Here is a 23,601-nt window from a genome sequence, read left to right as displayed (position 1 = left end):
CCCCGCGCCCCTGAAGGGGCGCGGGGAACTGCGCAGTCTTTTAGGGGGTCTGGGGGCGGAGCCCCCAGGTACGGGACGGGTAGGGGCGGAGGGGGCGAAAACCGCTTGTCCGCCGACAGCACGTCGGCATGGGTGTCCGTGCGGCGGGCGTAGCGTAGAGGCCATGACGAAGTACGGATCCTTCCCCGGTACGCGGCCGCGGCGGCTGCGTACCTCGCCCGCCATGCGGCGCATGGTCGCCGAGACCCGCCTGCACCCCGCCGACTTCATCCTCCCGGCGTTCGTACGGGAGGGCGTGAGCGAGCCGGTGCCGATCGCGGCGATGCCCGGCGTCGTGCAGCACACCCGGGACAGCCTGAAGAAGGCGGCCGTGGAGGCGCTGGAGGCCGGGGTCTCCGGGATCATGCTGTTCGGCGTGCCGGAGGACTCGAAGAAGGACGCCGTCGGAACGCCGGGGACCGACCCGGACGGGATTCTGCAGGTCGCGATCCGCGACGTACGCGCCGAGGTCGGCGACGAACTGCTCGTGATGTCCGATCTGTGTCTCGACGAGACGACGGATCACGGGCACTGCGGTGTGCTGGACGAGCAGGGGCGCGTCGACAATGACGCGACCCTGGAGCGGTACGCCGAGATGGCCCAGGTCCAGGCCGACGCCGGAGCGCACGTCGTCGGGCCCAGCGGAATGATGGACGGGCAGATCGGCGTCGTCCGCGACGCCCTCGACCAGATCGGGCGCGAGGACGTCGCCATCCTCGCCTACACCGTCAAGTACTCCTCCGCCTTCTACGGCCCCTTCCGGGAGGCCGTCGCCTCCTCGCTGCAGGGCGACCGGAAGACCTATCAGCAGGACCCCGCCAACGTGCGGGAGTCGATGCGTGAGTTGGCCCTCGACCTCGAAGAGGGGGCCGACATGGTGATGGTCAAGCCGGCCGGACCGTACCTGGACGTCCTCGCGCGTGTCGCCGACTCGGTCGACGTGCCCGTCGCCGCGTACCAGATCTCCGGTGAGTACTCGATGATCGAGGCGGCCGCGGAGAAGGGCTGGATCGACCGGGACAAGGCGATCCTGGAGGCCCTGTCCGGCATCAAGCGGGCCGGTGCCCAGAACATCCTCACCTACTGGGCCACCGAGGTGGCGCGACAGCTGCGCTAGGCCGACAGGGCCTAGGCCTTCAGCAGTTCCACCAGGCGCGAGAGGCCGTCGGCCGCGTGGCCCTCGGCGATCGCGCGGTCCAGCAACGTGCGCATCGGCTCGAAGAGTTCGGTGCGCACGCCCTGGTCGGCGAAGGTGTGCAGGAGGCCAGGGAACGCCGCCTGGTTCACGGCGAGGCTGGAGACGTCGGTGAGGTGGCGGGCGGTGTCCACCGCCTCCGCCGTGCCCGGGACCAGGCTGCTCGTCATCGCGGTCAGCCAGTCGGAGAGCAGCGGGGCGAACTCCCGGGCGGCGATCCCCTCCGAGCGGATCAGGGCGTACGCCTGGGTCACGCCCGCGATCATTCCGTACATGCCCGTGAGCAGGGACAGGTCGTACAGCGGCGCCAGGCCCGGATCCGTGCCCGTCCAGCGGGTGCCGCCCAGCGCGGCGAGGGCGGCGCGGTGCGTCGCGTACGCCTGCTCGTCGCCGCTGTAGAGGACGTACGCAGCCGGGGTGGCGATCATCTGCGGTACGGCCATGATGCCGCCGTCCACGTACGCGATGCCGTGCTCCTCCGCCCAGGACGCCAACTTCCTTGCCTGGACGGGCGTTCCGTTGGTGACGTTCACCAGGGTGCGGCCCGTGAGGGCGGTGGTGTGCGGGCGGAGGAGCTCGCTCACGTCGTCGTACGTCGTGAGGCAGACGACGGTGAGGGGGCCGGCCGTGATGGCCTCGGCGGGGGTGCCGGCCGGGGTGGCGCCCTGGGCGGTGAGGGGGCCCGTTTTGGACGGGGTGCGGTTCCAGACCGTCGTGGGGTGGCCCGCCTTCAGGAACGCGGCGGCCAGGGCTGTGCCCATGAGTCCCAGGCCGAGGACGGAGACGGGCGCGGAGAGAGGGGTGGTGACGGGGGTGGCTACGGGGTTCGTGACGGGCTTCGCATGGTCCTCAGGTGTCATGGCGACCATGCTGGTCGGGCCCCCAACTCGCCACAAGTACCCACTAATTGGTCAGCTGCTCACCCTTTGGTAAGTGAGCCCCGCGGGCTCAGTAGGTCAGTGCGTCGTCCAGGCTCTGCTGCCAGTACGTCACCGTGAGCTTGTCGTCGACGTACACACCCTTCGCCGGGAGCGCCGGCTGCGCGCCGGTGCCCTTGTCGAAGGCGACGGTGAGGGTCTTGGCCGTGTAGCCGTTCCCGCCGCTGCCGTCCCCGGCGGACAGCAGGACGCCCGCGTAGCCGGACTCGCCGGGAGCGAGCGTGACGACCGCCTGGGGGTGGGTCTCCTCGGCGACGGGAGGAACCGCCTGGGCCTCGCCGAAGCGGGCGATGGGGTAGCCGGTGAGGTCGCAGTTCTTCGAGCCGGTGTTGGTGACGGTGAGGAGGAGGTGGTTGAGGGGGCGGGTGACTTCGGTGGCGGTGGTCTTGGTGTTGCTGCCGTTGCAGGGGGTGTTGCGGGTGGTGCCGCCGCCGTTCGAGTTTCCCGTGGAGCCGGCCGTGGATCCGGTTGTTGTGCCTCCGGAGTTCTTGGCCGTGGAGCCGCCCGTGCCGCCTCCCGTCGTGCTGCCGGTGTCCCCGGCCGGCTTCGCCGTGGAGCCTGCGGCGGGCGCCGAACCGCTCGGCTGCGTGGAGGGCTTGGACGCGGAGGACGGGCCCTCGTCCCGTACGCCCTTGCCGTTGTCGCACGCCGAGAGGGCGAGCGCGGCGAGCGCGACCGTCGTGGCGGCGAGGAGGCGAGTGCGGGCGGTGCGTGCGGACATGGGTGATCCCCCTGTGTGGTGTGTGCGGTGTGATTGGTTGCGGCGGCCGCTCGACCGGTCGAGAGGAGCGGCGTGCTTGGATGACCACAGCTTGTGCGGTGATCCGTCCCGGCCGCCACAGTTGCCGGGGTATTCGGGACGCCGGAACGGTCACACAGGGTCTGACCTGGGGGAATGTCGCCCCCCTGGAACGCGGCCCGGGACGCGGGGGATGGAGGAACGGTGTCGGGGGACGAGTTCGCGGAGCTGCTGCGGGAGCTGAAGGAGCGGTCCGGACTCAGTTACGGGGTACTCGGCAAGCGGCTGCACATGAGTACGTCGACGCTTCACCGGTACGTCAACGGGGATGCCGTACCGACGGATTACGCACCCGTGGAGCGGCTCGCCCGGCTGTGCAGGGCGACTCCGGAGGAGCTGGTGGAGCTTCATCGGAGGTGGGTGCGGGCGGATGCGCTGCGGGGGCGGAAGGGGGTGGAGGCTTCGGGTTCGGATGCTCTGGATCCGCAGACCCGGGCCGCGGAGACTCCAGTCGCCGAGATCGCGGCTGTGGACACCCCGGCCGCAGAGGCTCCGGCTGCGGGCGAGCCCGATGCCGTACCGGAGGTGGAGCCGGAAGTCGTACGCGGTCGGAGTCGTCGGCGGCGTTCCGTCGCCCTCGCCGGTGCCGCCGTGGCCGCCGCTGCCGTGTCCGCCGCGCTCGTCGTGAACCTGGTACCGGGTGAGGGTGGTGGCGGGCAGGACAGGAGGGCGGCGGCGGGGGCTGCCGCGGCGTCCGTCGAGGGCATGCCCGATGGCACCGCCGGGGCGCCCGACGCCAAGCCCTCCGTGTCACCCTCGGTGTCCGTCTCGCGCTCCGGGAGCCCGAGGGTGTCCGCCTCCCCGGGAGGTGGCGCGAGCGCCACGCGGGACTCCGGCACCGGTGGCGCCGTCGGCACCGCTCCGGTCGTCGCCACCAACCCGTACAAGTTCGAAGGTCCGTGCAGCCAGCACTACTTGGTGGACCGGAAGCCCGCGCAGGTGCCTCCGCCGCCGAGTGAGCAGGACGCGCGCGGCTGGGTCCGTGCGCTCGGCGCGGTCGCGGGCGAGGACCAGATGCTCGCGCTGACCGTGCAGGGCACGGGGAAGGAGACCGTCGTCCTGGAGGCGCTGCACGTGCGTGTGGTGGGGAAGGGCGCGCCGCTCGCCTGGAACGACTACGCGATGGGCGTGGGCTGCGGCGGCAATGTGTCGACGAAGTCCTTCGACGTGGACCTCGACGCCGGGCGGCCGGACGTCACCCCGAAGGACGGGCAGCGGGACTTCCCGTACAAGGTGAGCGAGTCCGACCCCGAGGTCTTCTATGTGACGGCGCACGCGCGGGCGCACGACGTCAGCTGGTATCTGGAGCTGGAGTGGTCGAGCGGGACCCGGCACGGGATGGTGCGGCTCGACGACGGGGGGAAGGTGTTCCGCACCAGTGGCAGCGCGGGGCGGCCGGCGTACGACTATCCGCTGGGCGGGAGCGAGTGGGAGACGGCTCCCACCGGCTAGGCCGACCGGGTGGGACAGGTGCCCTGTCACCGTCGTGTCACAGACCGCCCAGCAGGTGAACCCCGGAAGTCGGCAATGCTCTCTGAAGCGACGAGTGTCGGGAAAGACCGGCACCGGAACATCTACTTCTACTTCGGGGGACTTCATGCAGTACGGGACGGGTATCCGCAGAGCCGCTCTGGCCATGGCGACCGCTTCGGCGGCCACCCTTCTCATGACCGCGTGTCAGCCGGGCGGGAACGGGGCGGGCGCGGCCGATTCGCCGTCGGGCGTGCCGGCCAAGCCGGCCGCATCGTCGTCCGGCGCCCCGACGTCCTCCGCCACCTCGCGACCTTCAGGGGCGGGGAGTGCCTCTCCCGCGGGCCAGGGCTCGGCGTCCGCGACGTCGACCCCCACGGCGAAGGCGTGTGCCGACACGGCCCTCGAGGCGACCATGTACCAGGCCGACGTCCGGCCGGAAGGCACCGGGACCGGGGCGGCGATCGTCGAGTTCACCAACGTGTCCGGCAAGGCGTGCGCCGTCCAGGGCCATCCGACCGTGGCGGGGGCGGGCAACGGTTCCCCGGAGAAGAACCATCCGCTCACGGTGACCCAGGAGGGCTCCGCGTCCAGGGTCGTGGTCGCACCGGGCGGAAAGGCGTGGACGAAGCTGACGTTCGTGCAGGTCCAGGGTGAGGCCGACGGCTACTGCGAGTCCGGCTCCACGCCCGTCACCTATCCGACGCTGGTGGTGGGCCTTCCGGCCGCCGGAGCGCACCAAGTCGCCCTCGACGACGGTGTCCTGGCCGAGTGCGACGACAAGGTGACCGTCACCGCCGTCTCCGCGACGAAGCCCTCCTGACATTTCTCGGCACGATCAAGTCCCTTCAGGAGATAGGTTGTTGGCCCTTCCATAACGCGACTCCCCAGGGAGAGGCATGACGCCGGGTGATGCTTTGGACCAGGATGCCGCCGTACTGAGAACGAGGATCGACATCACCAAGGCGCACCCGGCGCGCGTCTACGACGTCTTCCTCGGAGGCAAGGACAACTACCCGGTCGACCGGGACGCGGCCGCCGCGGCGCTCGCCGTCAACCCGCGCGGCTACCTCGACGTCCAGCACAACCGTGACTTCCTGCGACGGGCCGTGACCACGCTGGCCCGGGAGTCGGGGATCCGTCAGTTCCTGGACATCGGCACCGGGCTGCCGACAGCGCAGAACGTCCACCAGATCGCCCGGCGGACCGTCCCCGAGTCGCGTGTGGTGTACGTCGACAACGACCCCGTCGTACTCGCGCACGCCCTCGAGTTGCTCACCAGTGGACCCGAGGGCTGGACGGACTACATCGACGGGGACCTGACGCGGCCCCTGCACATCCTCGAACAGGCCGCCAGGACACTCGACTTCGACCAGCCGGTCGGCCTCGTGCTCGTGGCGGTCCTGCACTTCGTCGAGGACGCCGAGGCGTATCCGATCGTGCGTACGCTCGTGGACGCGGTGCCGTCCGGCAGCCGGCTCGTCCTCAGCCACCTCACCGAGGACCTCAACCCCGAGAACATCCGCGCGGTCCAGCGCACGTACACCGAACGCGGCTTCACCTTCGTCCTCCGCTCCAAGGCGGAGATCGAGCGCTTCTTCACCGACAGCGGCCTGGAGTTGGACGACCCGGGCGTCGTCCCCGCCCACCACTGGCGCCCCGACGGCGCCGCGCCCGCTCCCAAGCCGGCCGACCCCGCCCACCTCGCCACCCTCGACGACATCGAGAAGGTCCGCTACCGCGACATCAACGACGTCACGGACGCGGACATCAACGTGTACGCCGCCACGGCCGTCAAGCCCTGAGCCACCGTGCCGAAGCACGTCGAGCCACCGTGCCGAAGCACGTCGCAGACCATGCCGCGCCGCGCGTCCGTATCGCGGAATTGATCGGTGTAGGGGGCAGCTTTCCTCCTAGGCTGCCCGCACGAGGGAGCCGCAGCAGGAGCTCTTGCGAGTGCTGTCGCAGGAGCCGAAACAGAGGCCGTAGAGAAGGAGCCGCGTCGTGAACGTCGCCGAGAATGTCCTTGCCGTGACCGGTAGTTCGCCCGTGCCCCCGCTCGCCGCGCGGGCCACCGCGATCGGTGGGTCGCCGGTACGGGACATTCTCGCGGTCACCGCGCGGCCAGAGGTGATCAACTTCGCGGGTGGGCTGCCCGCGCCGGAGCTGTTCGACGTGGCGGGCATCGCCGCCGCGTACCGGGATGTACTGGCGGAGGTGCCCGAGCGGGCGTTGCAGTACGCGACGACCGAGGGAGAGCCTGGGCTGCGGGCCGCGCTGGCCGAGCGCACCGGCCTGCGGGGACTTGCCACCGCTGCCGACGAGATACTCGTGACCACCGGGTCGCAGCAGGCGTTGTCCCTGCTCGCCACCGCGCTGCTGGAGCCCGGGGATGCCGTGCTCGTCGAAGACCCCTGCTATCTGGCGGCACTTCAGGCGTTCGGGCTCGCGGGAGCCCGGGTGATCGCCGTGCCGGGCGACGCGGACGGCATCGATCCGGCGGCACTGGAAGAGCTGGTGATACGGGAGCGGCCCAAACTGCTCTACACCGTGCCGACCTTCCAGAACCCGACGGGCCGCACCATGCCGGCCGAGCGGCGGGCCGCCGTCGCCTCCGTCGCCGCCCGCCGCGGGCTGTGGATCGTCGAGGACGACCCGTACGGCGAGCTGCGCTTCGAGGGCGCGCGCGTGCCGTGGATCGCCTCCTACGACGGAGCCGGGGACCGGACCGTGCTGCTCGGGTCCTTCTCGAAGGTGATGGCGCCCGGGATGCGCCTGGGCTGGCTGCGCGCGCCGGCCGCCCTGCGCCGGGCCTGCGCCGTCGCCAAGCAGGCCGCCGACCTGCACACCCCGACCGTCAACCAGCTCGCCGCCGCACGGTACTTGGCCGACCGCGACCTGGACGCGCACGTCGCCCGGGTGGCGGGCGTGTACCGCGAGCGGCGCGACGCCATGCTCGCCGGAATCGCCGAGGCCCTGCCGGCCGGATCCACCTGGACGCGGCCCGAGGGTGGCATGTTCCTCTGGGCGCGGCTGCCCGAGTCGTACGACACCACGGCCCTGCTCCCGCGTGTGGTGGAGCAGGAAGTGGCGTACGTGCCCGGGGCGCCCTTCTACGCGGGCACGCCCGACCCCGCGACCCTGCGGCTCTGCTTCGTCACACAGACCCCGGACGAGATCGCGGAGGGGCTGCGGCGGCTGGCGAAGGGGCTGCAGGGCTGAGGAGCGGCCTCGGTCCCACCGGCGAGCGGCCTCAGTCCCACCAGAAGGACCACACCTGCTTGCCGAGCAGTGCGTGTGCGGCGTACGCCCGCAGCGTCTCGTGGTCGCCCTGGGTGATGTTGTCCGGGCAGAAGGCGAAGTGCTCGGCGGCGACGGCCTCGGCCTCGCTCATCGTGGTGGGCGGGGCGGCCACGGACAGCACGAGCTGATCGAAGGTGAGGGCGATCACGCGTATGCCGAAGCGGTCCTCCCAGGAGCGCAGGACGGCGCACAGGCGCGCCACGTCACCCTCGTAGTTCATGTGGCCCGACCAGCCGATCGCCGCCGGGATGTCCGCGCTGCGGCGCGCCGGGACCAGCGCGAGGCGCGGCTCCTTCAGCCAGGAGCCGCTGTCCGCCAGGGAGTCGGCGATCTCGGCGGCGCGGACGTCCGGGTCGGCGGCCCGCTCGGTGGCGGGCGCGAGGCCCGGCCAGGCGGGACCGTACGGCGCGGCCGTCTCCTCGTACGTGTTGGGCTCGCCGAAGAGCTCGACGACCCTCTCCTTGCCGGGGTAGTCCTCGTCCGGGTCGGGTGCGTTGTCCGCGTACTCCTCCCAGTACTCCGCGAGCACCTCCTCGGCGTCGTGATCCCCGGGATACGACACCTCGCCGGGCATCAACTCCCACTCCTCCAGTCCGCCTTGGGCGCTGCCGACGTCTATGAGGAGGGGGAGCAAGCCCGATGTCCTTCGGGCGGGATCCAGCGCCGCCCAGGCGCCGGGCTCCGCCGGCCCGTCGGCGTGCCACAGCAGCGGCTCGTGCCACGGGCCCTCGTCCGTCGCGTCGATCAGTCTCCCGGGCGGGAGCTCAAGCCCGAGCGCGCGCCCGCTCGGGTCGGCCGCCAGATTCGGCAGCGGGTTCGGAAGTGTCGCCATGTCGGTGACTGTAGGGGCAGCCACTGACAGCGCCGTCTCCGCCGTAGCCGAAATCGCCCCGGGAGTCGTCGACTTCGCGGCGTGGCCGGGAACCGCCCCGCGTGGGCTCCGATGTCAGTGGCGGTTGTTACAACAGGGGTGCGGGTGCCCGCTGGGGGCGCTCAGCACGATGGAGGGGGATGCGTCCGTGCGCACACGCACAGGATGGCGGCGCGCTCTGACCGGCGCGCTGGCGAGTCTGGCCGCGTTGACCGGCCTCACCGCGGCCCTGACCGAGCCGGCCGCGGCCGCCACCGGCACCCCGGTGGCCGTGACCAGATACAGCTACACCAGCGCGGCCGGTGACTACATCGGCCAGGGCGGCAGCGCCGCGTACACGCCGTCGACAGCCAGTATCACCGTCGGCGGCGACGCGTCGGACCTGCGGCTGAGCGTGTCCAACGGCACCACCTCGTGGGACGTCCAACTCGCCGCGCCCATCGGCGAGAAGCTCCATCCCGGTGTCTACCGCGACGCCGAGCGGGCCTCCTTCCGCACCGGCCGTTCCCCGGGCCTCGACGTCTACGGCCAAGGACGCGGGTGCAACGAGGTCTATGGGCAGTTCTCGGTCAACCAGATCGAGACGGACGCCTCCGGCAAGGTCACCGTGCTGGACGCCACCTACACCCAGCACTGCGAGAGCGCCACGGCCCCCGCGCTCAAGGGCGTCGTCAAGTACCGCGCCTACCCGCTGTCCTACGCCTACACCAGCGACTCCGGCGACTACATAGGCCAGGGTGTCGCCAAGACCCACACCGGGTCCACGAGCACCTTCTCGCTCAGCGGTCGCGGCGACGGCGTCCAGTCCGGCGTCTCCGGCAAGCGGGAGTACTGGACGGCCCTGCTGACGCCGCCCACCGGAGAGCAGTTCCAGACCGGACACACCTACCAGGCCCAGCGCAGCAGCGGCACGGGCGTCGCCGGGCTCGACGTGTTCGGCAACGGACGCGGATGCAACACGGTCACCGGAGAGCTCACGGTCACCAAGCTGGCGCGCGGCGACGACGGCACCATCAAGGCGTTCGCGGCGCGCTTCGTCCAGCACTGCGAGGGCGGGGAGCCCGCCCTGCACGGGACGATCCACTACTACGCCTGACAGGCGGGAGGCCCCGTCGGGATTCCTCCCGGCGGGGCCCCTCGTCAGCCGTGCACCGGCGTCACAGGCGCTCGGGCGTCCTGATGCCCAGCAGCGCCATGCCCTGGTGGAGCGTGCGGGCCGTGAGGTCCACCAGGAACAGACGGTTCTCCACCTGCTCCGGCGTCTCGGCCTTCAGGACCGGGCACTGGTCGTAGAAGGTCGTCAGGTGCGACGCCAACTGGTACAGGTACGCCGCCAGCTTGTGCGGGGCGTACTCGTCGGCGACCTCCGCGATCGTCTCCGCGAAGCGGTCCAGGTGCAGGCCCAACTCGCGCTCGGCCGAGTGCAGTTCCAGCTCGGGGTGCGCGGCCGGGCGCGCCTCGCCCGCCTTGCGCAGGATCGACTGGATACGGGCGTACGCGTACTGGAGGTACACGGACGTGTCGCCGTTCAGCGAGACCATCTGGTCCAGGTCGAACTTGTAGTCCCGTACGGCGGACGTCGACAGGTCGGCGTACTTCACCGCGCCGATGCCCACGTACCGGCCGTTCTCCTCGATCTCCTGCTCGCTCAGGCCCACCTTCTCGGCCTTCTCCCGGACCACCGCCGTAGCACGGTCCACCGCCTCGTCGAGGAGGTGCTCCAGCTTCACCGTCTCGCCCTCACGCGTCTTGAACGGCTTGCCGTCCTTGCCGAGGACCGTGCCGAAGGCCAGCTGGTGCGCCTTCACGTCGTCGTTCAGCCAGCCCGCCCTGCGCGCGGTCTCGAAGACCATCTTGAAGTGCAGGGACTGGCGGGCGTCCACCACGTACAAGAGCGTCGAGGCCTTCAGGTTGAAGACACGGTCCCGGATCGCGGAGAGGTCCGTCGCCGCGTAGCCGTAGCCGCCGTCCGACTTCTTCACGATCAGCGGGACCGGGTTGCCGTCCGGGCCCTTCACGTCGTCGAAGAACACGCACAGCGCGCCGTCGGAGCGGACCGCCACGCCCGACTCCTCCAGGAGGCGGCACGTCTCGTCCAGCATGTCGTTGTAGCCGGACTCGCCGACCACGTCCGGGTCGCGGATCTCCATGTCCAGCTTGTCGAAGACCGAGTAGAAGTAGATCTTCGACTCGTCCACGAACACCTGCCAGAGCGCGAGCGTCTCGGGGTCGCCCGCCTGGAGGTCCACCACCCGGCGCCGCGCCCGCGTCTTGAACTCCTCGTCGGAGTCGAAGACCGCCCGCGCCGCCTTGTACAGACGGTTCAGGTTCGACATGGCCTCCTCGCCGGAGACGTCGCCGCCCTTGTGGTCCAGCTCGTGCGGGTGCTCGATCAGGTACTGGATGAGCATGCCGAACTGGGTGCCCCAGTCGCCGATGTGGTGCCGCCGGACGACCGACTCGCCCACGAACTCCAGGATCTGGACGACGGCATCGCCGATCACCGCGGACCGCAGATGACCTACGTGCATCTCCTTCGCCACGTTCGGCTGCGCGTAGTCGATCACCGTCGTGCCCGGGTGCTCCGCGAACGGCACGCCGAGGCGCTCGCCGTCCTCGTACCGCGCCGCCAGGTTCTCGGTGATCGCCCGGTCGGTGATCGTGATGTTCAGGAAGCCGGGCCCGGAGACCTCGACGTCCTTGATCACGTCGCCCGTGGTGATCCGCTCGACGACCTGCGTGGCCAGGTCCCGCGGGTTCGCCTTCGCCTTCTTCGCGAGGGCCAGGATCCCGTTGGCCTGGAAATCGGCCCGGTCGCTTCGTCGCAGCAGCGGGTCCGCGGAACCCGTCTCCGGCAGGGCTGCCGAGAGGGCGTCCGCGAGGCGCTGATGGACGGAAGCGGTGAGGGACGTGACCGAGGCCATGGAGTGGGTGCCGTTCTCCTCGAAGGATTCAGATAGACCCCGCCAGTATCCCATGGGGGAACAAGCGGATTTTTCGGCGGCGACGCGGCCCTCGCAAGCTGTGTCCGCCGCCGTCTCCGCCCGCACTGAAAAGCCGTTTTCGCGGTTCCCGCCCGAGCTGGGAGAATGGTCGCGTCAGCCGTACTGGCGTATGAGAAAGAAGGACGTGCCGATCGTGGCTCAGAGCACCGAGACCACCGACTGGGTCTCCCGTTACGCGGATGAGGTCATCGCCGAGTCGGAGCGTCGGGCCCCGGGCGCAGTGACATCAGGCGCTACCGCTCCGGAGGTCGTGGTCGCGTCCGGGCTCTCGCCCTCCGGGCCCATCCACCTCGGCAACCTCCGCGAGGTCATGACCCCGCACCTCGTCGCCGACGAGATCCGGCGCCGCGGACACACCGTGCGCCACCTGCTCTCCTGGGACGACTACGACCGCTACCGCAAGGTCCCGGCCGGCGTACCCGGCATCGACGAGTCCTGGGCCGAGCACATCGGCAAGCCGCTGACCTCCGTGCCCGCGCCCGCCGGTTCCGCGTACCCGAACTGGGCCGAGCACTTCAAGGCCGCGATGATCAAGTCGCTGGCCGAGCTCGGCGTCGAGTACGACGGGATCAGCCAGACCGAGCAGTACACCTCCGGCGCTTATCGCGAGCAGGTCCTGTTCGCGATGAAGCACCGCGGTGACATCGACGCGATCCTCGACCAGTACCGGACCAAGAAGGCTCCCGCCAAGAAGCAGCAGAAGCCGCTCGACGAGGCCGAGATCGAGGCCGCCGAAGGGTCCGGAGCCGCCGCCGAGGACGACGGCAGCTCCGCCGCCGGGTACTACCCGTACAAGCCCTACTGCGGACAGTGCGAGAAGGACCTCACCACCGTCACGGCGTACGACGACGACACGACCGAGCTGACATACACCTGCTCCGCCTGCGGCTTCTCCGAGACCGTCCGGCTGAGCGAGTTCAACCGCGGCAAGCTCGTCTGGAAGGTCGACTGGCCCATGCGCTGGGCCTACGAAGGCGTGATCTTCGAGCCGAGCGGTGTCGACCACTCGTCCCCGGGGTCCAGCTTCCAGGTCGGCGGGCAGATCGTCGGGATCTTCGGCGGCAAGCAGCCGATCGGCCCGATGTACGCGTTCGTCGGCATCAGCGGCATGGCCAAGATGTCCAGCAGCAAGGGCGGGGTCCCCACCCCGGCCGACGCGCTCCAGATCATGGAACCGCAGCTGCTGCGCTGGCTGTACGCCCGCCGTCGCCCCAACCAGTCGTTCAAGATCGCCTTCGACCAGGAGATCCAGCGGCTCTACGACGAGTGGGACAAGCTCGCGGGCAAGGTCGCCGACGGGTCGGTGCTCCCGGCGGACGCCGCCGCGTACGCGCGTGCGGTGGGTACGGCGGCTGCCGAGCTGCCGAAGACGCCCCGCCCGATGCCGTACCGCACCCTCGCCTCCGTCGCCGACATCACCGCCGGCCACCAGGACCAGGCCCTGCGCATCCTGAGCGAACTCGACCCCGAGAACCCGCTCGCCTCGCTCGACGAGGTCCGGCCCCGGCTCGACAAGGCCGAGACCTGGATCAACACGCAGGTCCCCGCCGAGGAGCGCACCGTCGTCCGCGACGAGCCCGACGTCGAGCTCCTCACGTCCCTCGACGACCAGGGCCGCGAATCGCTGCGGCTGCTGCTGGAGGGACTGGAGGAGAACTGGTCCCTCGACGGCCTCACCCACCTCGTCTACGGCGTCCCCAAGGTCCAGGCCGGCTTCCCCGCCGACGCCACCGCCAAGGAGCTGCCGCCGGAGATCAAGGTGGCCCAGCGCACGTTCTTCGCGCTGCTCTACCACCTGCTCGTCGGGCGGGACACGGGGCCGCGGCTGCCCACGCTGCTGCTGGCCGTGGGGCAGGACCGGGTGCGGAAGCTGCTGGGCGCGTAGCGCTTTCGGTTGACGACGATGGGGGCGCCCGGTGATCACCGGGCGCCCCCATCGTCGTAAGCGCCGAGTACGCGCTGAATCCTTGGCTGAATCGCTCAGCTGAATTGCTTGGCTGAACCGCTTACGCGATGTGGTCCTCCTCCAGCTCCGCGTTCAGGCGGTTCTGGAAGCGGCTCATGTAGCGCTGGAGGGAGCGGTCGCTGAGCGAGACGCCGTACGCGGCCTCGATGTTCGCGCCGAACTCCCGGGTCGTAGGCAGGCCCTGGCCGTTTATCGACTGTCGGAACACCTGGTAGTACGCGTCCTCACGGGACATGTCGTCCGGGAGCGTCAGCTCGTCGCGCGGGGCCGGGATGGGGAGCTGCTCGGGTTCAGGTGCGCCGCCCTCACCCAGCTGGCGGGTGCGGCCGGGGCCCGCCGGGATCGGGAAGCTGCCGGTCTCCTCCGGGCCAGGCTCGTACTGCTGGGCCTGCTGCTCCTCGTACCACTGCTGGTACTGCTCCTCGGGGACGTACGCGGGGTCGTAGCCGCCCTCGTAGACGATCTCCTGGGGGGCCGGGGCGGCGAACCAGGGGCTCTCGTCCGGTTCCTGCGCTTGCGGCTCCTGAGGCTGCTGTTCCTGTACGTATTCCAGTTGCTCGGGGGGCTGGTTGCCGTCGGGGAGCTGGCGCTGCTCGCCGTGAGGTGCCGCTCTCTGGGGGACGGGCGCCGCCCCAGCGGCACGACTGCCCGCAGCCATGTCGAGTTCCGGCTGCTGCGGCGCCGGGGGGAGCAGTGCCGGTTCGATCCCTGCCGCCGCGAGACCCGAAGGGGCCGTTTCCGCCAAGGGCACGCCGTACCTTGCCAGGCGCAGCGGCATCAGGCTCTCCACCGGGGCCTTCCTCCGCCAGGCTCGGCCGAAGCGGGAGCGGAGGCGGGCCTGGTAGACGAGACGTTCCTGCTCCAGCTTGATGACCTGCTCGTAGGAGCGCAGCTCCCAGAGCTTCATGCGGCGCCAGAGGAGGAAGGTGGGGAGCGGGGAGAGCAGCCAGCGGGTGAGGCGGACGCCCTCCATGTGCTTGTCGGCCGTGATGTCGGCGATACGGCCGATGGCGTGACGCGCGGCCTCGACCGCGACCACGAACAGGACCGGGATCACCGCGTGCATGCCGACGCCCAGCGGGTCCGGCCAGGCCGCCGCCCCGTTGAAGGCGATGGTCGCCGCCGTCAGCAGCCACGCCGTCTGGCGGAGGAGGGGGAAGGGGATCCTGATCCAGGTCAGGAGCAGATCCAGGGAGAGCAGGACGCAGATGCCCGCGTCGATGCCGATCGGGAAGACGTACGAGAAGTTCCCGAAGCCCTTCTTGATGGCGAGCTCACGGACGGCGGCGTACGAACCGGCGAAGCCAATACCGGCGATGACGACCGCACCGGCGACGACCACGGCGATGAGCACCCGGTGCATACGTGTGAGCTGAATGGGCGCGGCCACCCGTACTCCCCTCCCCTTGCGTGTTGTTGCGCGCAACAGAGTGGCACATGCGTGCGGGGGACGGGCGGCCGGTAGGGCAGGAGCCCGATCCCTTGAGGGGGCCGGACTCCCACAAACAGCTTGGCTGAGCTGCGAATTGCGGCTCGGGTGTGACAGTCAGCTCTTCTTCGACGCTGACTTGGACGGAGAGGCGGAGGGCTTCGCCGACGCCGACTTCGACGCCGACTTGGACGGCGACGCGGACGGCGCGGTGCTTGCCGTGCCCTTGCCGTTCGCCGACACCACCGCGGCCACCGCCTCCTTCGCGGCCTTCTGCGCCGCCTTCAGCAGATCGGCGGCGTTCGGGGTCTTCTCGCCCGCGAGGCCCGCGCCGTTGTAGTCGAGCGTGACGACGACGTTCTCGACACGGGTCACGATCGTCTGCTGCTTGAAGGAGCCTTCCTTCTTCTTCAGGTCGTACGTCACCGCCGTCGCCTCGTCGCCCGTCCCGGACACCGGCTCCGACTTCGTGTTCTTCGCGCCCGTCACCGCCTGAGCGCCCGTGACCTGCTTCTCGAAGTACGTGTGCGCCTGCTAGTCGCCCTCGCCGCGCGAGTCCGAATCGAAACGCAGCAGAGCCACGTTCAGCCAGCGGAACTGCGAGCCCTTCACACCGTTGTTGTCGAGGCTGCTCCAGTAGCAGTTGCCGCGCTGCGACACATCGTCCGACTTGCCCTCCTTGCCGGACTTGACACCCTTCGGGACCAGTTCGCCCAGCGTCTTCTTCGACAGCACCGAACACGGCTCGGGCAGCTTCGCGTACGCGGCCGGCTTCACGGCACTGGCCGAGGCGCTCGCCGACGCCTTCGCGTCCGGGCTCGAACCGGCACTCTTCGCGCCGTCATCGGAGCCGGAGTCCGAGGAACAGCCTGCGGCGACGAGCATCACCGGCACGGCGGCTGCGCTGACAAGGATGCGGGTGAGTCGCGGTGCTCGGCCTACTCGCTGTACTGGTCGGTGCATGGTTCCTTCACTCGTGGCGCTCGTGGTGCGGCCGCACATGGAACGTGCGACCGGTCGGGTCCGAGGGGCCACGGTACGCGGTGAGGCGCCTGCGCGTTTCCGGTTCGAGGGGTTTGAGCGAGGGGCCCGCGAGGCGCCGCGGGCCCCCTACCCGTTGAGCTTGTCCGCGAGCTGCTGCGCCAGTTTCCGCGCCCTGTCCTGCATTTCCTTGCTGTCCGGAGCGTCGGTGGACGCGGTCGGCTGCTCGGCGTATTCGATCGTCACGATCACATTCGACGTGCGGAACACCACAGTCACCGTGCGCTGCTGGGCCGCCGAGGACGCCGGGCTCAGCCTGTCGTTGAGGAACGCCTCGTCGCCGAGACCGTCGAGCGTACGGGGCTGGAGATCGGCGGGGGTTTCGGACGCGGACGCCGACGCGGAGGCGGAGGCGGAGGCAGATGCGGACGCCGACGCGGAGGGGGTGGCGGTGTCGGTGTCGGCACTGGGAGTGGAGCTGGGACTGGAGCTGGTGCTGGAGCTGGAGTCGGCCGGCTCGGGGAGGTCGGCCGCCGTCTCCTTGCCCCCGAAGACCTCCCCGGCCTTGGTCGCGTCGCTCACCGCGTTGTCGTACGACACCACGCGCTCGAAGTCCACGAGGAGATGATCGGTGGCGGACGTCGACTCCACCTTCCAGCGGCAGCCGTCGCGCCGGTCCGTGTCGTACGTGAGCGTCGCCTCGCCCTCGTACGCCTTCTCGCGCTGCTCCTCGTCGGCGATCTGCTTGATCCCGGGCAGCAGCGAGTCGAGGCTGTCGTGACCGGCCGCGCTGCAGGCCTCCGGGAGCGTGCGGTACTTGCCCGGCTGGGCCGCCGGTGCCGTCGTACCGGAGTTGCTCCCCTTCGAGTCGTCCGCCGAACCACCGCCGTCCGAACCGCCCGTGCAGCCTGCCAGCAGTGCCGCGAGGAGCACGGCGATGCCGGGTACGTACGCCTTCCGCTGCACGGTCAGGCTCCTCTCGACGGTTCCCGACGGCTCCGCGGCCGGGGTGTCCTGTGGTTATTCGGTTGCCGCGTGGGGGCGGCCCCTGGAGACAATGTGTATCGCACGCACTGCCGTGGACGCCGGTCCGTTGTCCCATACGTCGACCTTGGCGCCGGTTTTGCGATTAATGACTTCTGTTGTTTTCCGGGGGAATGAGGACGAAATGTCGTACGTAGAGGTTCCGGGGGCGAAGGTCCCCATCCGCATGTGGACCGACCCGGCGTCGGTCGAGGACGTCGCCCTGCGCCAGCTCCAGAACGTGGCGACCCTGCCGTGGATCAAGGGGCTGGCCGTCATGCCCGACGTCCACTACGGGAAGGGTGCGACGGTCGGGTCCGTCATCGCGATGCGGGATGCGGTGTGTCCTGCGGCGGTGGGGGTCGACATCGGGTGCGGGATGTCTGCGGTCAAGACCTCGCTCACGGCCAATGACCTGCCGGGGGATCTGTCGCGGCTTCGGTCGAAGATCGAGGAGGCGATTCCGGTGGGGCGGGGGATGCATGAGTCGCCCGTTGAGCCGGGGCGGTTTCATGGGCTCGCTACGGCGGGGTGGGATGAGTTTTGGGGGCGGTTCGATGGGGTGGCCGAAGCGGTCAAATTCCGTCAGGAACGTGCCACGAAACAGATGGGAACGCTCGGATCCGGGAATCACTTTGCAGAAGTTTGCATAAGTGAAAGCGGTGAGGTCTGGCTCATGCTCCATTCGGGCTCCCGCAACATCGGCAAGGAACTGGCCGAGTTCCACATCGGCGTGGCTCAGAAGCTCCCGCACAACCAGGGGCTGGTCGATCGCGACCTCGCCGTCTTCGTGGCGGACACTCCGCAGATGGAGGCCTACCAGAACGACCTCTACTGGGCGCAGGAGTACGCGAAGCACAACCGAACGATCATGATGGCGCTCCTGAAGGACGTGATCCGCAAGGAGTTCAAGAAGGCCCGGGTGACCTTCGAGCCGGAGGTCAGCTGCCATCACAATTACGTCAGCCGCGAGCGCTACGACGGCATGGACCTGCTCGTCACGCGCAAGGGGGCCATCAGTGCCCGGGCCGGAGAATTCGGCATCATTCCGGGCTCGATGGGGACAGGCTCGTACATCGTGAAGGGTCTCGGCAACGAGAAGGCGTTCAACTCGGCGTCGCACGGCGCGGGTCGGCGCATGAGCCGCAACGCAGCGAAGCGTCGCTTCTCGACCCGGGACCTGGAGGAGCAGACGCAGGGCGTCGAGTGCCGCAAGGACTCCGGTGTCGTGGACGAGATCCCGGGCGCCTACAAGCCGATCGAGAAGGTCATCGACCAGCAGCGGGACCTCGTGGAGGTCGTGGCGAAGCTGAAGCAGGTTGTCTGCGTGAAGGGTTGATGTGCCAAACGGGCCCCCAGCTATTGCAGCTCGGGGCCCGTTTCTCAATGGCTACTCATCGGTTGCGGGCATGGGTACTTGGCCAGTGCGTAGCCGCCAGAGGCGGAGGTTGCAGCTCTGGGCGGTCCTGCCGAGCACTTCTGCGGCCAATTTCGGGCTGTTGAGCTTCAGAAGAAGCCGGTCCTCGCGCTCATTCCAGCGGCGTTGCGTATGAGCAGCCCTCATGGTGGCGGGACGCTTCCAGGGAGCGAGGGACTCTGCGGCTGTGCGCTTGCGCTCCAAGGACAGGCAGCCGGGGTAGTAGAGGTGGGCCGCCAGGTTCTGGGCCACCTCCATGGTGTAGAGGACGTTGTAGATGCTGTCGCGGGCGTTGCGTTTGATGATCCGCTCAGCGCTCGTGACCTTCTTTGCGTAGTGGCACAGATAGGTGCCGATGGCTGTGCTGGCTGTGGTGAGGGAGATGAACGGGAAGCCCTTGCCGGTGTAGCCCACCGAGCCATCGGCGTCGATGACGCCTCGGAGATAGTCGCGGTGTGAGAATTCGCCGTGGGGTGGGGAGATCTCCTTCGACTTGCGACCGTAGGGCAGGCCGAGATCGTTGAGTAGGGTCCTGGCTTCGAGAGAGTGCAAGCTCCAGATCGCCGAGTGGGCGACCTCGGCAAAGTTTGTGGACCGGGTGCGCTCGGTGATGCTGCTGTTGTACGGCGTCAGTTTCTGGAACGCGCGCAGGAGGTCGATGTCCCGCGCGCTGATTTCAACGGTAAGTCGCCCTCGTTGCCTTGACCGCTGGGAGAGGTGTCCGTCCGCCTGCAAGAAGCCGAACATGTACGCGTACTCGGGGACTTTGAGGTCCATGAACCCCGTCGTGTCGACGCCGAGGGCGTCGTCCAGCGTGAATGGGTGCGCGTTAGGCTCGCGTTCAGCCATGAGGAAGCTAGGCCTTCCTGTGTGGTCAGGCCCTCGGTCGGGATGGCCGTCCCGACCGAGGGCCGTCGTATTTGATGTTGTGGTGCGAGCCTAGGTCGGGAGTTCTGGGGCCGTATGGGTGATCTAGCCGGTTCACCCTTGTGGGTTAGTTGAGTCGCTTTTCGAAGAGGGCGACCGTGTAGGGGCCGTCCCAGCCGGACTGCCTTCGGGTTCGGCTTCGAGGAGGGCTGCTTGGAGTCTCTTCGTGAAGGTCGTGTCCAGGCCCAGGGCGTCCGTGACGTAGTTCTGGATCGAGCCGTAGCGGGACTGCAGGGCCGACAGGAAGGTCGTCATGATCTCGGCGGGGGCGCTGCCGTACGCCGGCCAGGTCAGGGTGCGGTCCGGGTTCGCCGCGTGCCAGTCCGTCAGGAGGGCGGCCGTTGCCCTGTTCGTGAGCGTGAAGTCCTCGGTGATCGTCTGCTCGGGGACTCCGAGGAGGGACAGGACCAGGGCTGCCACCAAGCCCGTGCGGTCCTTGCCCGAGGCGCAGTGGAAGGCGACCGGGCCGGTCTCCGCTGTCGCGATCAGTTCGAGGGTCTCGCGGATTTCCTTCTTGCCGTCCTCCGCGACCTCCATGTAGCGGGCGGCGAGGTATGGGCCGGGGGCCACGGACGGTGCCAACGCCGCCTGGTCGTACGGGCGGTGCTCGATGCTCTGGTTGTGGTACGTGAGGGTGGGGTGCTCCGGGACGCGGCCCTTCCCCTCGATCTCCCAGGGGTAGCGGAGGTCGATCACCGTGCGGATGCCCAGGGACAGGAAGTGGTCCCAGTCCGCCGTTCCCGGGGCCAGTTTGCCGAGCGAGTCCGCGCGGAAGAGGCGGCCGGGGCGGACGGCTCTGCCGTCCTCGGTCCTGTACCCGCCCAGGTCGCGGAAGTTGTGCAGACGCTCGAAGGGTATGTGTCGATTCACATCGCGGGAGCGTACGTCCGCCGTACGCCCGCCGCGATCACTTTGCGTGCGTCACCGCGTAGATCATGACGAACGCCACGATGTGGATGCCGAAGAGGAAGTAGGCCAAGAAGTACCAGACCTTGCGTTCGTTCCTCGTCTCCTCGGCCAGGCGGCGCTTCTCGAGGGAGTCCTCCGGCGTCTGCGGTGTCTCCGGCTGTTCTGTCATCACAGCTCCCGGTGGACCTTCGTGTTCGACGCCTGTGCGCGGGGGCGCACGATGAGGAGGTCGATGTTGACATGGCTGGGGCGGGTGATCGCCCAGGTGATGGTGTCGGCGACGTCGTCGGCGGTGAGGGGTTCGGCCACGCCCTCGTACACCTTCGCCGCCTTCTCCGTGTCGCCGCCGAAGCGGGTCAGCGCGAACTCGTCGGTCTTGACCATGCCGGGCGCGACCTCGATGACGCGGACGGGCGTGCCGACGATCTCCAGGCGGAGGGTCTCGGCGAGGACGTGCTCGGCGTGCTTGGCGGCGACGTAGCCGCCACCGCCCTCGTAGGTGCCGTGGCCGGCGGTGGAGGACAGCACGACGACCGTTCCGTCGCCGCTCGCGGTGAGGGCGGGGAGGAGGGCCTGGGTGATGTTCAGGGTGCCGATGACGTTCGTCTCGTACATCTGGCGCCAGTCGGCGGGGTCGCCCGTCGCGACCGGGTCGGCGCCGAGTGCGCCGCCCGCGTTGTTGACCAGGACGCCGATCGTCTTGAAGGCCGTCGCGAACTCGTCGACGGCCGTGCGGTCCGTGACGTCCAGCGCGTACGCCGTCGCCTGGTGGCCCGCCGCGTTGATCTCCTCCGCGAGCGCCTCGATGCGGTCCTTGCGGCGGGCGGTCAGTACGACGCGGTAGCCGGCCGCGGCGAGTTGCCGGGCCGTCGCCGCGCCGATGCCGCTGCTCGCGCCGGTGACGACGGCGATGCGGGAGGGGGCGGAGGGCGCGGAGGGCGCGGTCATGTGTGGCTCCTCGGGCGGGTGCTCGTGCGGTGCGTACGGCAATCCTGGCCAGGATAGGCAGGTGGTGGGCGGTGGCGTCGAGCTGTCCGGGGTTCGGGGCTGGTCGTGCGGTGGGGCTGTGCGGTGGGGTGCGTGCGCGTTCGCCGGTTCAGTTGCCTCGTGGCGCGTACATGATGACGGCCATGCCGGCCAGGCAGATCAGTGCGCCGGTGACGTCCCAGCGGTCGGGGCGGTAGCCGTCCGCGATCATGCCCCAGGCGAGGGAGCCGGCCACGAAGACTCCGCCGTACGCGGCGAGGATGCGGCCGAACTCGGCGTTCGGCTGGAGGGTGGCCACGAAGCCGTATACGCCGAGTGCCATGACGCCCGCGCCGATCCAGAGCCAGCCGCGGTGCTCGCGTACGCCCTGCCAGACCAGCCAGGCGCCGCCGATTTCGAAGAGTGCGGCGACGACGAAGAGGGCGGCGGAGCGGACGATCAGCATGCGCTCCACTTTCGCATGGGGGTGCTGGGTGGGATTTCGTCACCTGGTCAGTCGTCCGTGCCGCTGCTTGTTCCGTCACCTGATGGACGGCGCCTGTCGGCGGTCAGGGGTGGGATACATCGGGTGACCTGGTGCTCCTAGCGAAGGAAACGACGTCATGCGGATTCTCTGTGCGGTGGGTGTGGGGGCCGTCCTGGTGGCGAGTGCGGCGTCGCCCGCCGGAGCCGTCGCTCCCGAGGCCGATCTTGCCTATCACGGGCGTGTGTCCATGGCCGACGGCAGTGTCGCCGTACGGCTGACTCCGCAGAACCATGGCCCGAACGCCGTTCCCGACGCGACGGTGGGGCTGCGCTGGTCGGCTCCGCTCGCGGATGTGCAGCGGCTGCCGGGTGCGTGTGCGCGGGCGGGGGAGCGGGTGGTGGTGTGCCGGACGGGGGCGTTGGTGGCGGATGGGCTGGGGGAGGAGATCGGGTTGACGGTGCGGCTGCGGGGGGTGCCGTCTGAGGTGACCTTGGAGATCGACACGGTGTGGGGTGGTGGGGCCGTGGATCGCAACCATGCGAATGATCGGCAGCGGGTGCTGGCGTTGGATACCGGGGATTCGTATGCGTTCTAGCGGGCGCGCCGCCTCGCGTTCCGCCGGTGGGTGGGTCGGGGCCGTGACGGTACATCCGCCCCGTCGGCGGTTGCAGCTTGGCGTGGTGTCGTTGCTCGGCCTGGTGACCATCACGAGGCGACGGGGCATTTGATGTACCGGCACGGCCCCTTCCGTGCGTGGGCGGCTGCGGGTGCGTGGGGCCCGCATTCGGCTGCGGGTGCGTGGCGGTCCGGATTCGGCCGCGGGTGCGTGGGGGTCCGCATTCGGCTGTGGGTTGTGTGGGGTCCGCATTCGGCTGTGGGTGTGTGGTGGGGATGTCTGCGTCGTACGATTTCTGTTTGGCGCAGAGGAAGGGGTGTGTGGTGGCCGGGAATGTGCGGGAGCGGTTGCTCGAGGAGTTGTCCGTCGTGTCGCGGCGTTATATGGCGTCGTACGCGCTCTTCAATCAGGCCATTGCTGATCATTTGAAGCTGCATCCGACGGATCTGCAGTGCGTGAATCTGCTGAGCCTGGAGGACGGGCCGGTGACCACGGGGCGGATCGCGGAGCTGACCGGGTTGACGACCGGTTCGGCGACGCGGCTGGTGGACCGGCTGGAGAAGGCCGGTTATGTCGTGCGGGAGCGGGACGCGGTCGATCGGCGGCGGGTGCTCGTGGCGACCGTTCCGGAGAAGATCGTCGAGTTCGGGCGGATGTGGGATCGGCTGGGGGGTGGGTGGTTCGCCCTTTTCGATGGGCTTGAGGATGATGAACTCGCCCTGATCATCGGGCACATGCGGCGTACGGTCGACTTCAGTGCGGAGCAGATCGCGCGGCTGCGGGGTGGGGATCTTCAGGAAGCCTCGGGCGAGGCGTCGTAGCGCTCGCGTGCTTCGTTGACCTCCTCGAAGTGTTGTTCCGCCCAGTCCTTCACCGCGGAGAGCAGGCAGGTGAGGCTGGTGCCGAGGGGGGTTAGTTCGTAGTCGACTCGGACCGGTACCGAAGGGGTGACCGTGCGGGTGACTATGCCGTCGCGTTCCAGTGAACGCAGTGTCTGCGTCAGCATTTTGGGGCTGACGCCCGCGATCTTGCGGCCCAGGTCGCTGTAGCGCATCGACCCGTCGGCGAGTGCGCTGACGACGAGACTGACCCATTTGTCGCTGATGCGGTCGAGGAGCTGGTTGGTGGGGCAGCTCTTGATGAACGCGTCGTATGCGATGCGTGCCTGCTCGCGCCGCTGGGCCGCCGTTGTGGTCGCCATGGCTCACCTCCGGGTGACGTACGCACCTTGAGGTGCCTACTTACTGAGAGAGAGTAACT

General features: G+C 69.4%; 22 protein-coding genes and 1 pseudogene. 10 read left to right on the top strand and 13 right to left on the bottom strand.

Features of this window, described 5'->3' with window-relative positions:
• The first annotated feature begins 163 nt into the window (after positions 1 to 163).
• Positions 164 to 1,156, top strand: a complete 993-nt coding sequence (gene hemB, locus ACFY0T_RS42385; protein ID WP_388883612.1) for a porphobilinogen synthase — start codon at positions 164 to 166, stop codon at positions 1,154 to 1,156.
• A gap of 11 nt (positions 1,157 to 1,167) precedes the next feature.
• Here the strand turns inward: hemB and ACFY0T_RS42380 are convergent, their stop codons facing one another.
• Both ACFY0T_RS42380 and ACFY0T_RS42375 read right to left on the bottom strand, forming a co-directional pair.
• Positions 1,168 to 2,094, bottom strand: coding sequence for an NAD(P)-dependent oxidoreductase (locus ACFY0T_RS42380; RefSeq protein ID WP_388883610.1), 927 nt, complete (start codon positions 2,092 to 2,094; stop codon positions 1,168 to 1,170).
• 88 nt (positions 2,095 to 2,182) lie between these two features.
• Positions 2,183 to 2,893 (bottom strand): DUF4232 domain-containing protein, encoded by a 711-nt coding sequence (locus tag ACFY0T_RS42375; RefSeq protein ID WP_388883608.1) that lies wholly within the window; start codon positions 2,891 to 2,893, stop codon positions 2,183 to 2,185.
• A gap of 222 nt (positions 2,894 to 3,115) precedes the next feature.
• Here ACFY0T_RS42375 and ACFY0T_RS42370 point away from each other — a divergent pair, with 222 nt between their 5' ends.
• The 4 genes from ACFY0T_RS42370 (at position 3,116) to ACFY0T_RS42355 (ending at position 7,663) form a co-directional block, all read left to right on the top strand.
• The gene (locus ACFY0T_RS42370; RefSeq protein ID WP_388883606.1) at positions 3,116 to 4,423 is read left to right on the top strand and encodes a helix-turn-helix domain-containing protein; all 1,308 of its coding nucleotides are present in this window, start codon (positions 3,116 to 3,118) and stop codon (positions 4,421 to 4,423) included.
• Positions 4,424 to 4,568: 145 nt separating this feature from the next.
• A complete protein-coding gene (locus ACFY0T_RS42365) occupies positions 4,569 to 5,264 on the top strand; it encodes a DUF4232 domain-containing protein (RefSeq protein WP_388883604.1) in 696 nt (231 codons plus the stop codon).
• 76 nt (positions 5,265 to 5,340) lie between these two features.
• A complete protein-coding gene (locus ACFY0T_RS42360; protein WP_388883602.1) occupies positions 5,341 to 6,246 on the top strand; it encodes an SAM-dependent methyltransferase in 906 nt (301 codons plus the stop codon).
• A gap of 199 nt (positions 6,247 to 6,445) precedes the next feature.
• Complete coding sequence (locus ACFY0T_RS42355; protein ID WP_388883600.1) at positions 6,446 to 7,663, top strand: PLP-dependent aminotransferase family protein; 1,218 nt, start codon at positions 6,446 to 6,448, stop codon at positions 7,661 to 7,663.
• 31 nt (positions 7,664 to 7,694) lie between these two features.
• Here the strand turns inward: ACFY0T_RS42355 and ACFY0T_RS42350 are convergent, their stop codons facing one another.
• The gene (locus ACFY0T_RS42350; RefSeq protein WP_388883598.1) at positions 7,695 to 8,576 is read right to left on the bottom strand and encodes a DUF4253 domain-containing protein; all 882 of its coding nucleotides are present in this window, start codon (positions 8,574 to 8,576) and stop codon (positions 7,695 to 7,697) included.
• Between the two features lie 187 nt (positions 8,577 to 8,763).
• Between ACFY0T_RS42350 and ACFY0T_RS42345 the strand changes: the two genes are divergently transcribed.
• Positions 8,764 to 9,711, top strand: coding sequence for a hypothetical protein (locus ACFY0T_RS42345; RefSeq protein WP_388883596.1), 948 nt, complete (start codon positions 8,764 to 8,766; stop codon positions 9,709 to 9,711).
• A 61-nt stretch (positions 9,712 to 9,772) separates the two neighbouring features.
• Here the strand turns inward: ACFY0T_RS42345 and argS are convergent, their stop codons facing one another.
• Positions 9,773 to 11,539, bottom strand: a complete 1,767-nt coding sequence (argS, locus tag ACFY0T_RS42340) for an arginine--tRNA ligase (RefSeq protein ID WP_388883632.1) — start codon at positions 11,537 to 11,539, stop codon at positions 9,773 to 9,775.
• A gap of 205 nt (positions 11,540 to 11,744) precedes the next feature.
• Between argS and lysS the strand changes: the two genes are divergently transcribed.
• Entirely contained in the window at positions 11,745 to 13,505 is a 1,761-nt protein-coding gene (gene lysS / locus ACFY0T_RS42335; RefSeq protein WP_388883630.1) for a lysine--tRNA ligase, read from the top strand.
• A gap of 121 nt (positions 13,506 to 13,626) precedes the next feature.
• On the opposite strand, the gene ACFY0T_RS42330 is transcribed toward lysS, so the two are convergent.
• From ACFY0T_RS42330 to ACFY0T_RS42320, 3 genes and pseudogenes are all read right to left on the bottom strand, one after another.
• Positions 13,627 to 14,976, bottom strand: coding sequence for a DUF2637 domain-containing protein (locus tag ACFY0T_RS42330; RefSeq protein ID WP_388883594.1), 1,350 nt, complete (start codon positions 14,974 to 14,976; stop codon positions 13,627 to 13,629).
• 156 nt (positions 14,977 to 15,132) lie between these two features.
• Positions 15,133 to 15,900, bottom strand: a pseudogene (locus ACFY0T_RS42325) (DUF3558 family protein).
• A 225-nt stretch (positions 15,901 to 16,125) separates the two neighbouring features.
• Positions 16,126 to 16,962, bottom strand: coding sequence for a DUF3558 domain-containing protein (locus tag ACFY0T_RS42320; protein WP_388883592.1), 837 nt, complete (start codon positions 16,960 to 16,962; stop codon positions 16,126 to 16,128).
• Positions 16,963 to 17,164: 202 nt separating this feature from the next.
• Here ACFY0T_RS42320 and ACFY0T_RS42315 point away from each other — a divergent pair, with 202 nt between their 5' ends.
• On the top strand, positions 17,165 to 18,358 hold the full coding sequence (locus tag ACFY0T_RS42315) for an RtcB family protein (protein ID WP_388883628.1): 1,194 nt from the start codon (positions 17,165 to 17,167) through the stop codon (positions 18,356 to 18,358).
• A gap of 51 nt (positions 18,359 to 18,409) precedes the next feature.
• On the opposite strand, the gene ACFY0T_RS42310 is transcribed toward ACFY0T_RS42315, so the two are convergent.
• The 5 genes from ACFY0T_RS42310 to ACFY0T_RS42290 form a co-directional block, all read right to left on the bottom strand.
• Positions 18,410 to 19,285 carry an LAGLIDADG family homing endonuclease gene (locus tag ACFY0T_RS42310; protein ID WP_388883590.1) on the bottom strand — a complete coding sequence of 292 codons (876 nt, stop codon included), beginning with the start codon at positions 19,283 to 19,285 and terminating at the stop codon, positions 18,410 to 18,412.
• A 132-nt stretch (positions 19,286 to 19,417) separates the two neighbouring features.
• On the bottom strand, positions 19,418 to 20,233 hold the full coding sequence (locus ACFY0T_RS42305; RefSeq protein WP_388883588.1) for a tyrosine-protein phosphatase: 816 nt from the start codon (positions 20,231 to 20,233) through the stop codon (positions 19,418 to 19,420).
• Positions 20,234 to 20,270: 37 nt separating this feature from the next.
• On the bottom strand, positions 20,271 to 20,441 hold the full coding sequence (locus ACFY0T_RS42300; protein WP_369248323.1) for a hypothetical protein: 171 nt from the start codon (positions 20,439 to 20,441) through the stop codon (positions 20,271 to 20,273).
• The gene (locus ACFY0T_RS42295) at positions 20,441 to 21,220 is read right to left on the bottom strand and encodes an SDR family NAD(P)-dependent oxidoreductase (RefSeq protein WP_388883586.1); all 780 of its coding nucleotides are present in this window, start codon (positions 21,218 to 21,220) and stop codon (positions 20,441 to 20,443) included. Before ACFY0T_RS42295 ends, ACFY0T_RS42300 begins: the two co-directional genes overlap by 1 nt.
• Before the next feature lie 148 nt (positions 21,221 to 21,368).
• Complete coding sequence (locus ACFY0T_RS42290; protein ID WP_388883584.1) at positions 21,369 to 21,704, bottom strand: YnfA family protein; 336 nt, start codon at positions 21,702 to 21,704, stop codon at positions 21,369 to 21,371.
• A gap of 157 nt (positions 21,705 to 21,861) precedes the next feature.
• Here ACFY0T_RS42290 and ACFY0T_RS42285 point away from each other — a divergent pair, with 157 nt between their 5' ends.
• Together ACFY0T_RS42285 and ACFY0T_RS42280 are read left to right on the top strand one after the other, a co-directional pair.
• Entirely contained in the window at positions 21,862 to 22,320 is a 459-nt protein-coding gene (locus ACFY0T_RS42285; RefSeq protein ID WP_388883583.1) for a hypothetical protein, read from the top strand.
• 404 nt (positions 22,321 to 22,724) lie between these two features.
• On the top strand, positions 22,725 to 23,162 hold the full coding sequence (locus ACFY0T_RS42280; RefSeq protein ID WP_388883626.1) for a MarR family winged helix-turn-helix transcriptional regulator: 438 nt from the start codon (positions 22,725 to 22,727) through the stop codon (positions 23,160 to 23,162).
• Here ACFY0T_RS42280 and ACFY0T_RS42275 read toward each other — a convergent pair.
• Positions 23,135 to 23,542 carry a winged helix-turn-helix transcriptional regulator gene (locus ACFY0T_RS42275; RefSeq protein WP_388883581.1) on the bottom strand — a complete coding sequence of 136 codons (408 nt, stop codon included), beginning with the start codon at positions 23,540 to 23,542 and terminating at the stop codon, positions 23,135 to 23,137. The two genes, ACFY0T_RS42280 and ACFY0T_RS42275, sit on opposite strands and share 28 nt — an antisense overlap.
• Between the last annotated feature and the right edge of the window lie 59 nt (positions 23,543 to 23,601).

Source organism: Streptomyces sp. NPDC001530, from assembly GCF_042894545.1.
Taxonomy (GTDB): domain Bacteria; phylum Actinomycetota; class Actinomycetes; order Streptomycetales; family Streptomycetaceae; genus Streptomyces.
The sequence above is the reverse complement of the archived record's forward strand: the minus strand, read 5'-3'. Positions and strand labels throughout refer to the sequence as shown.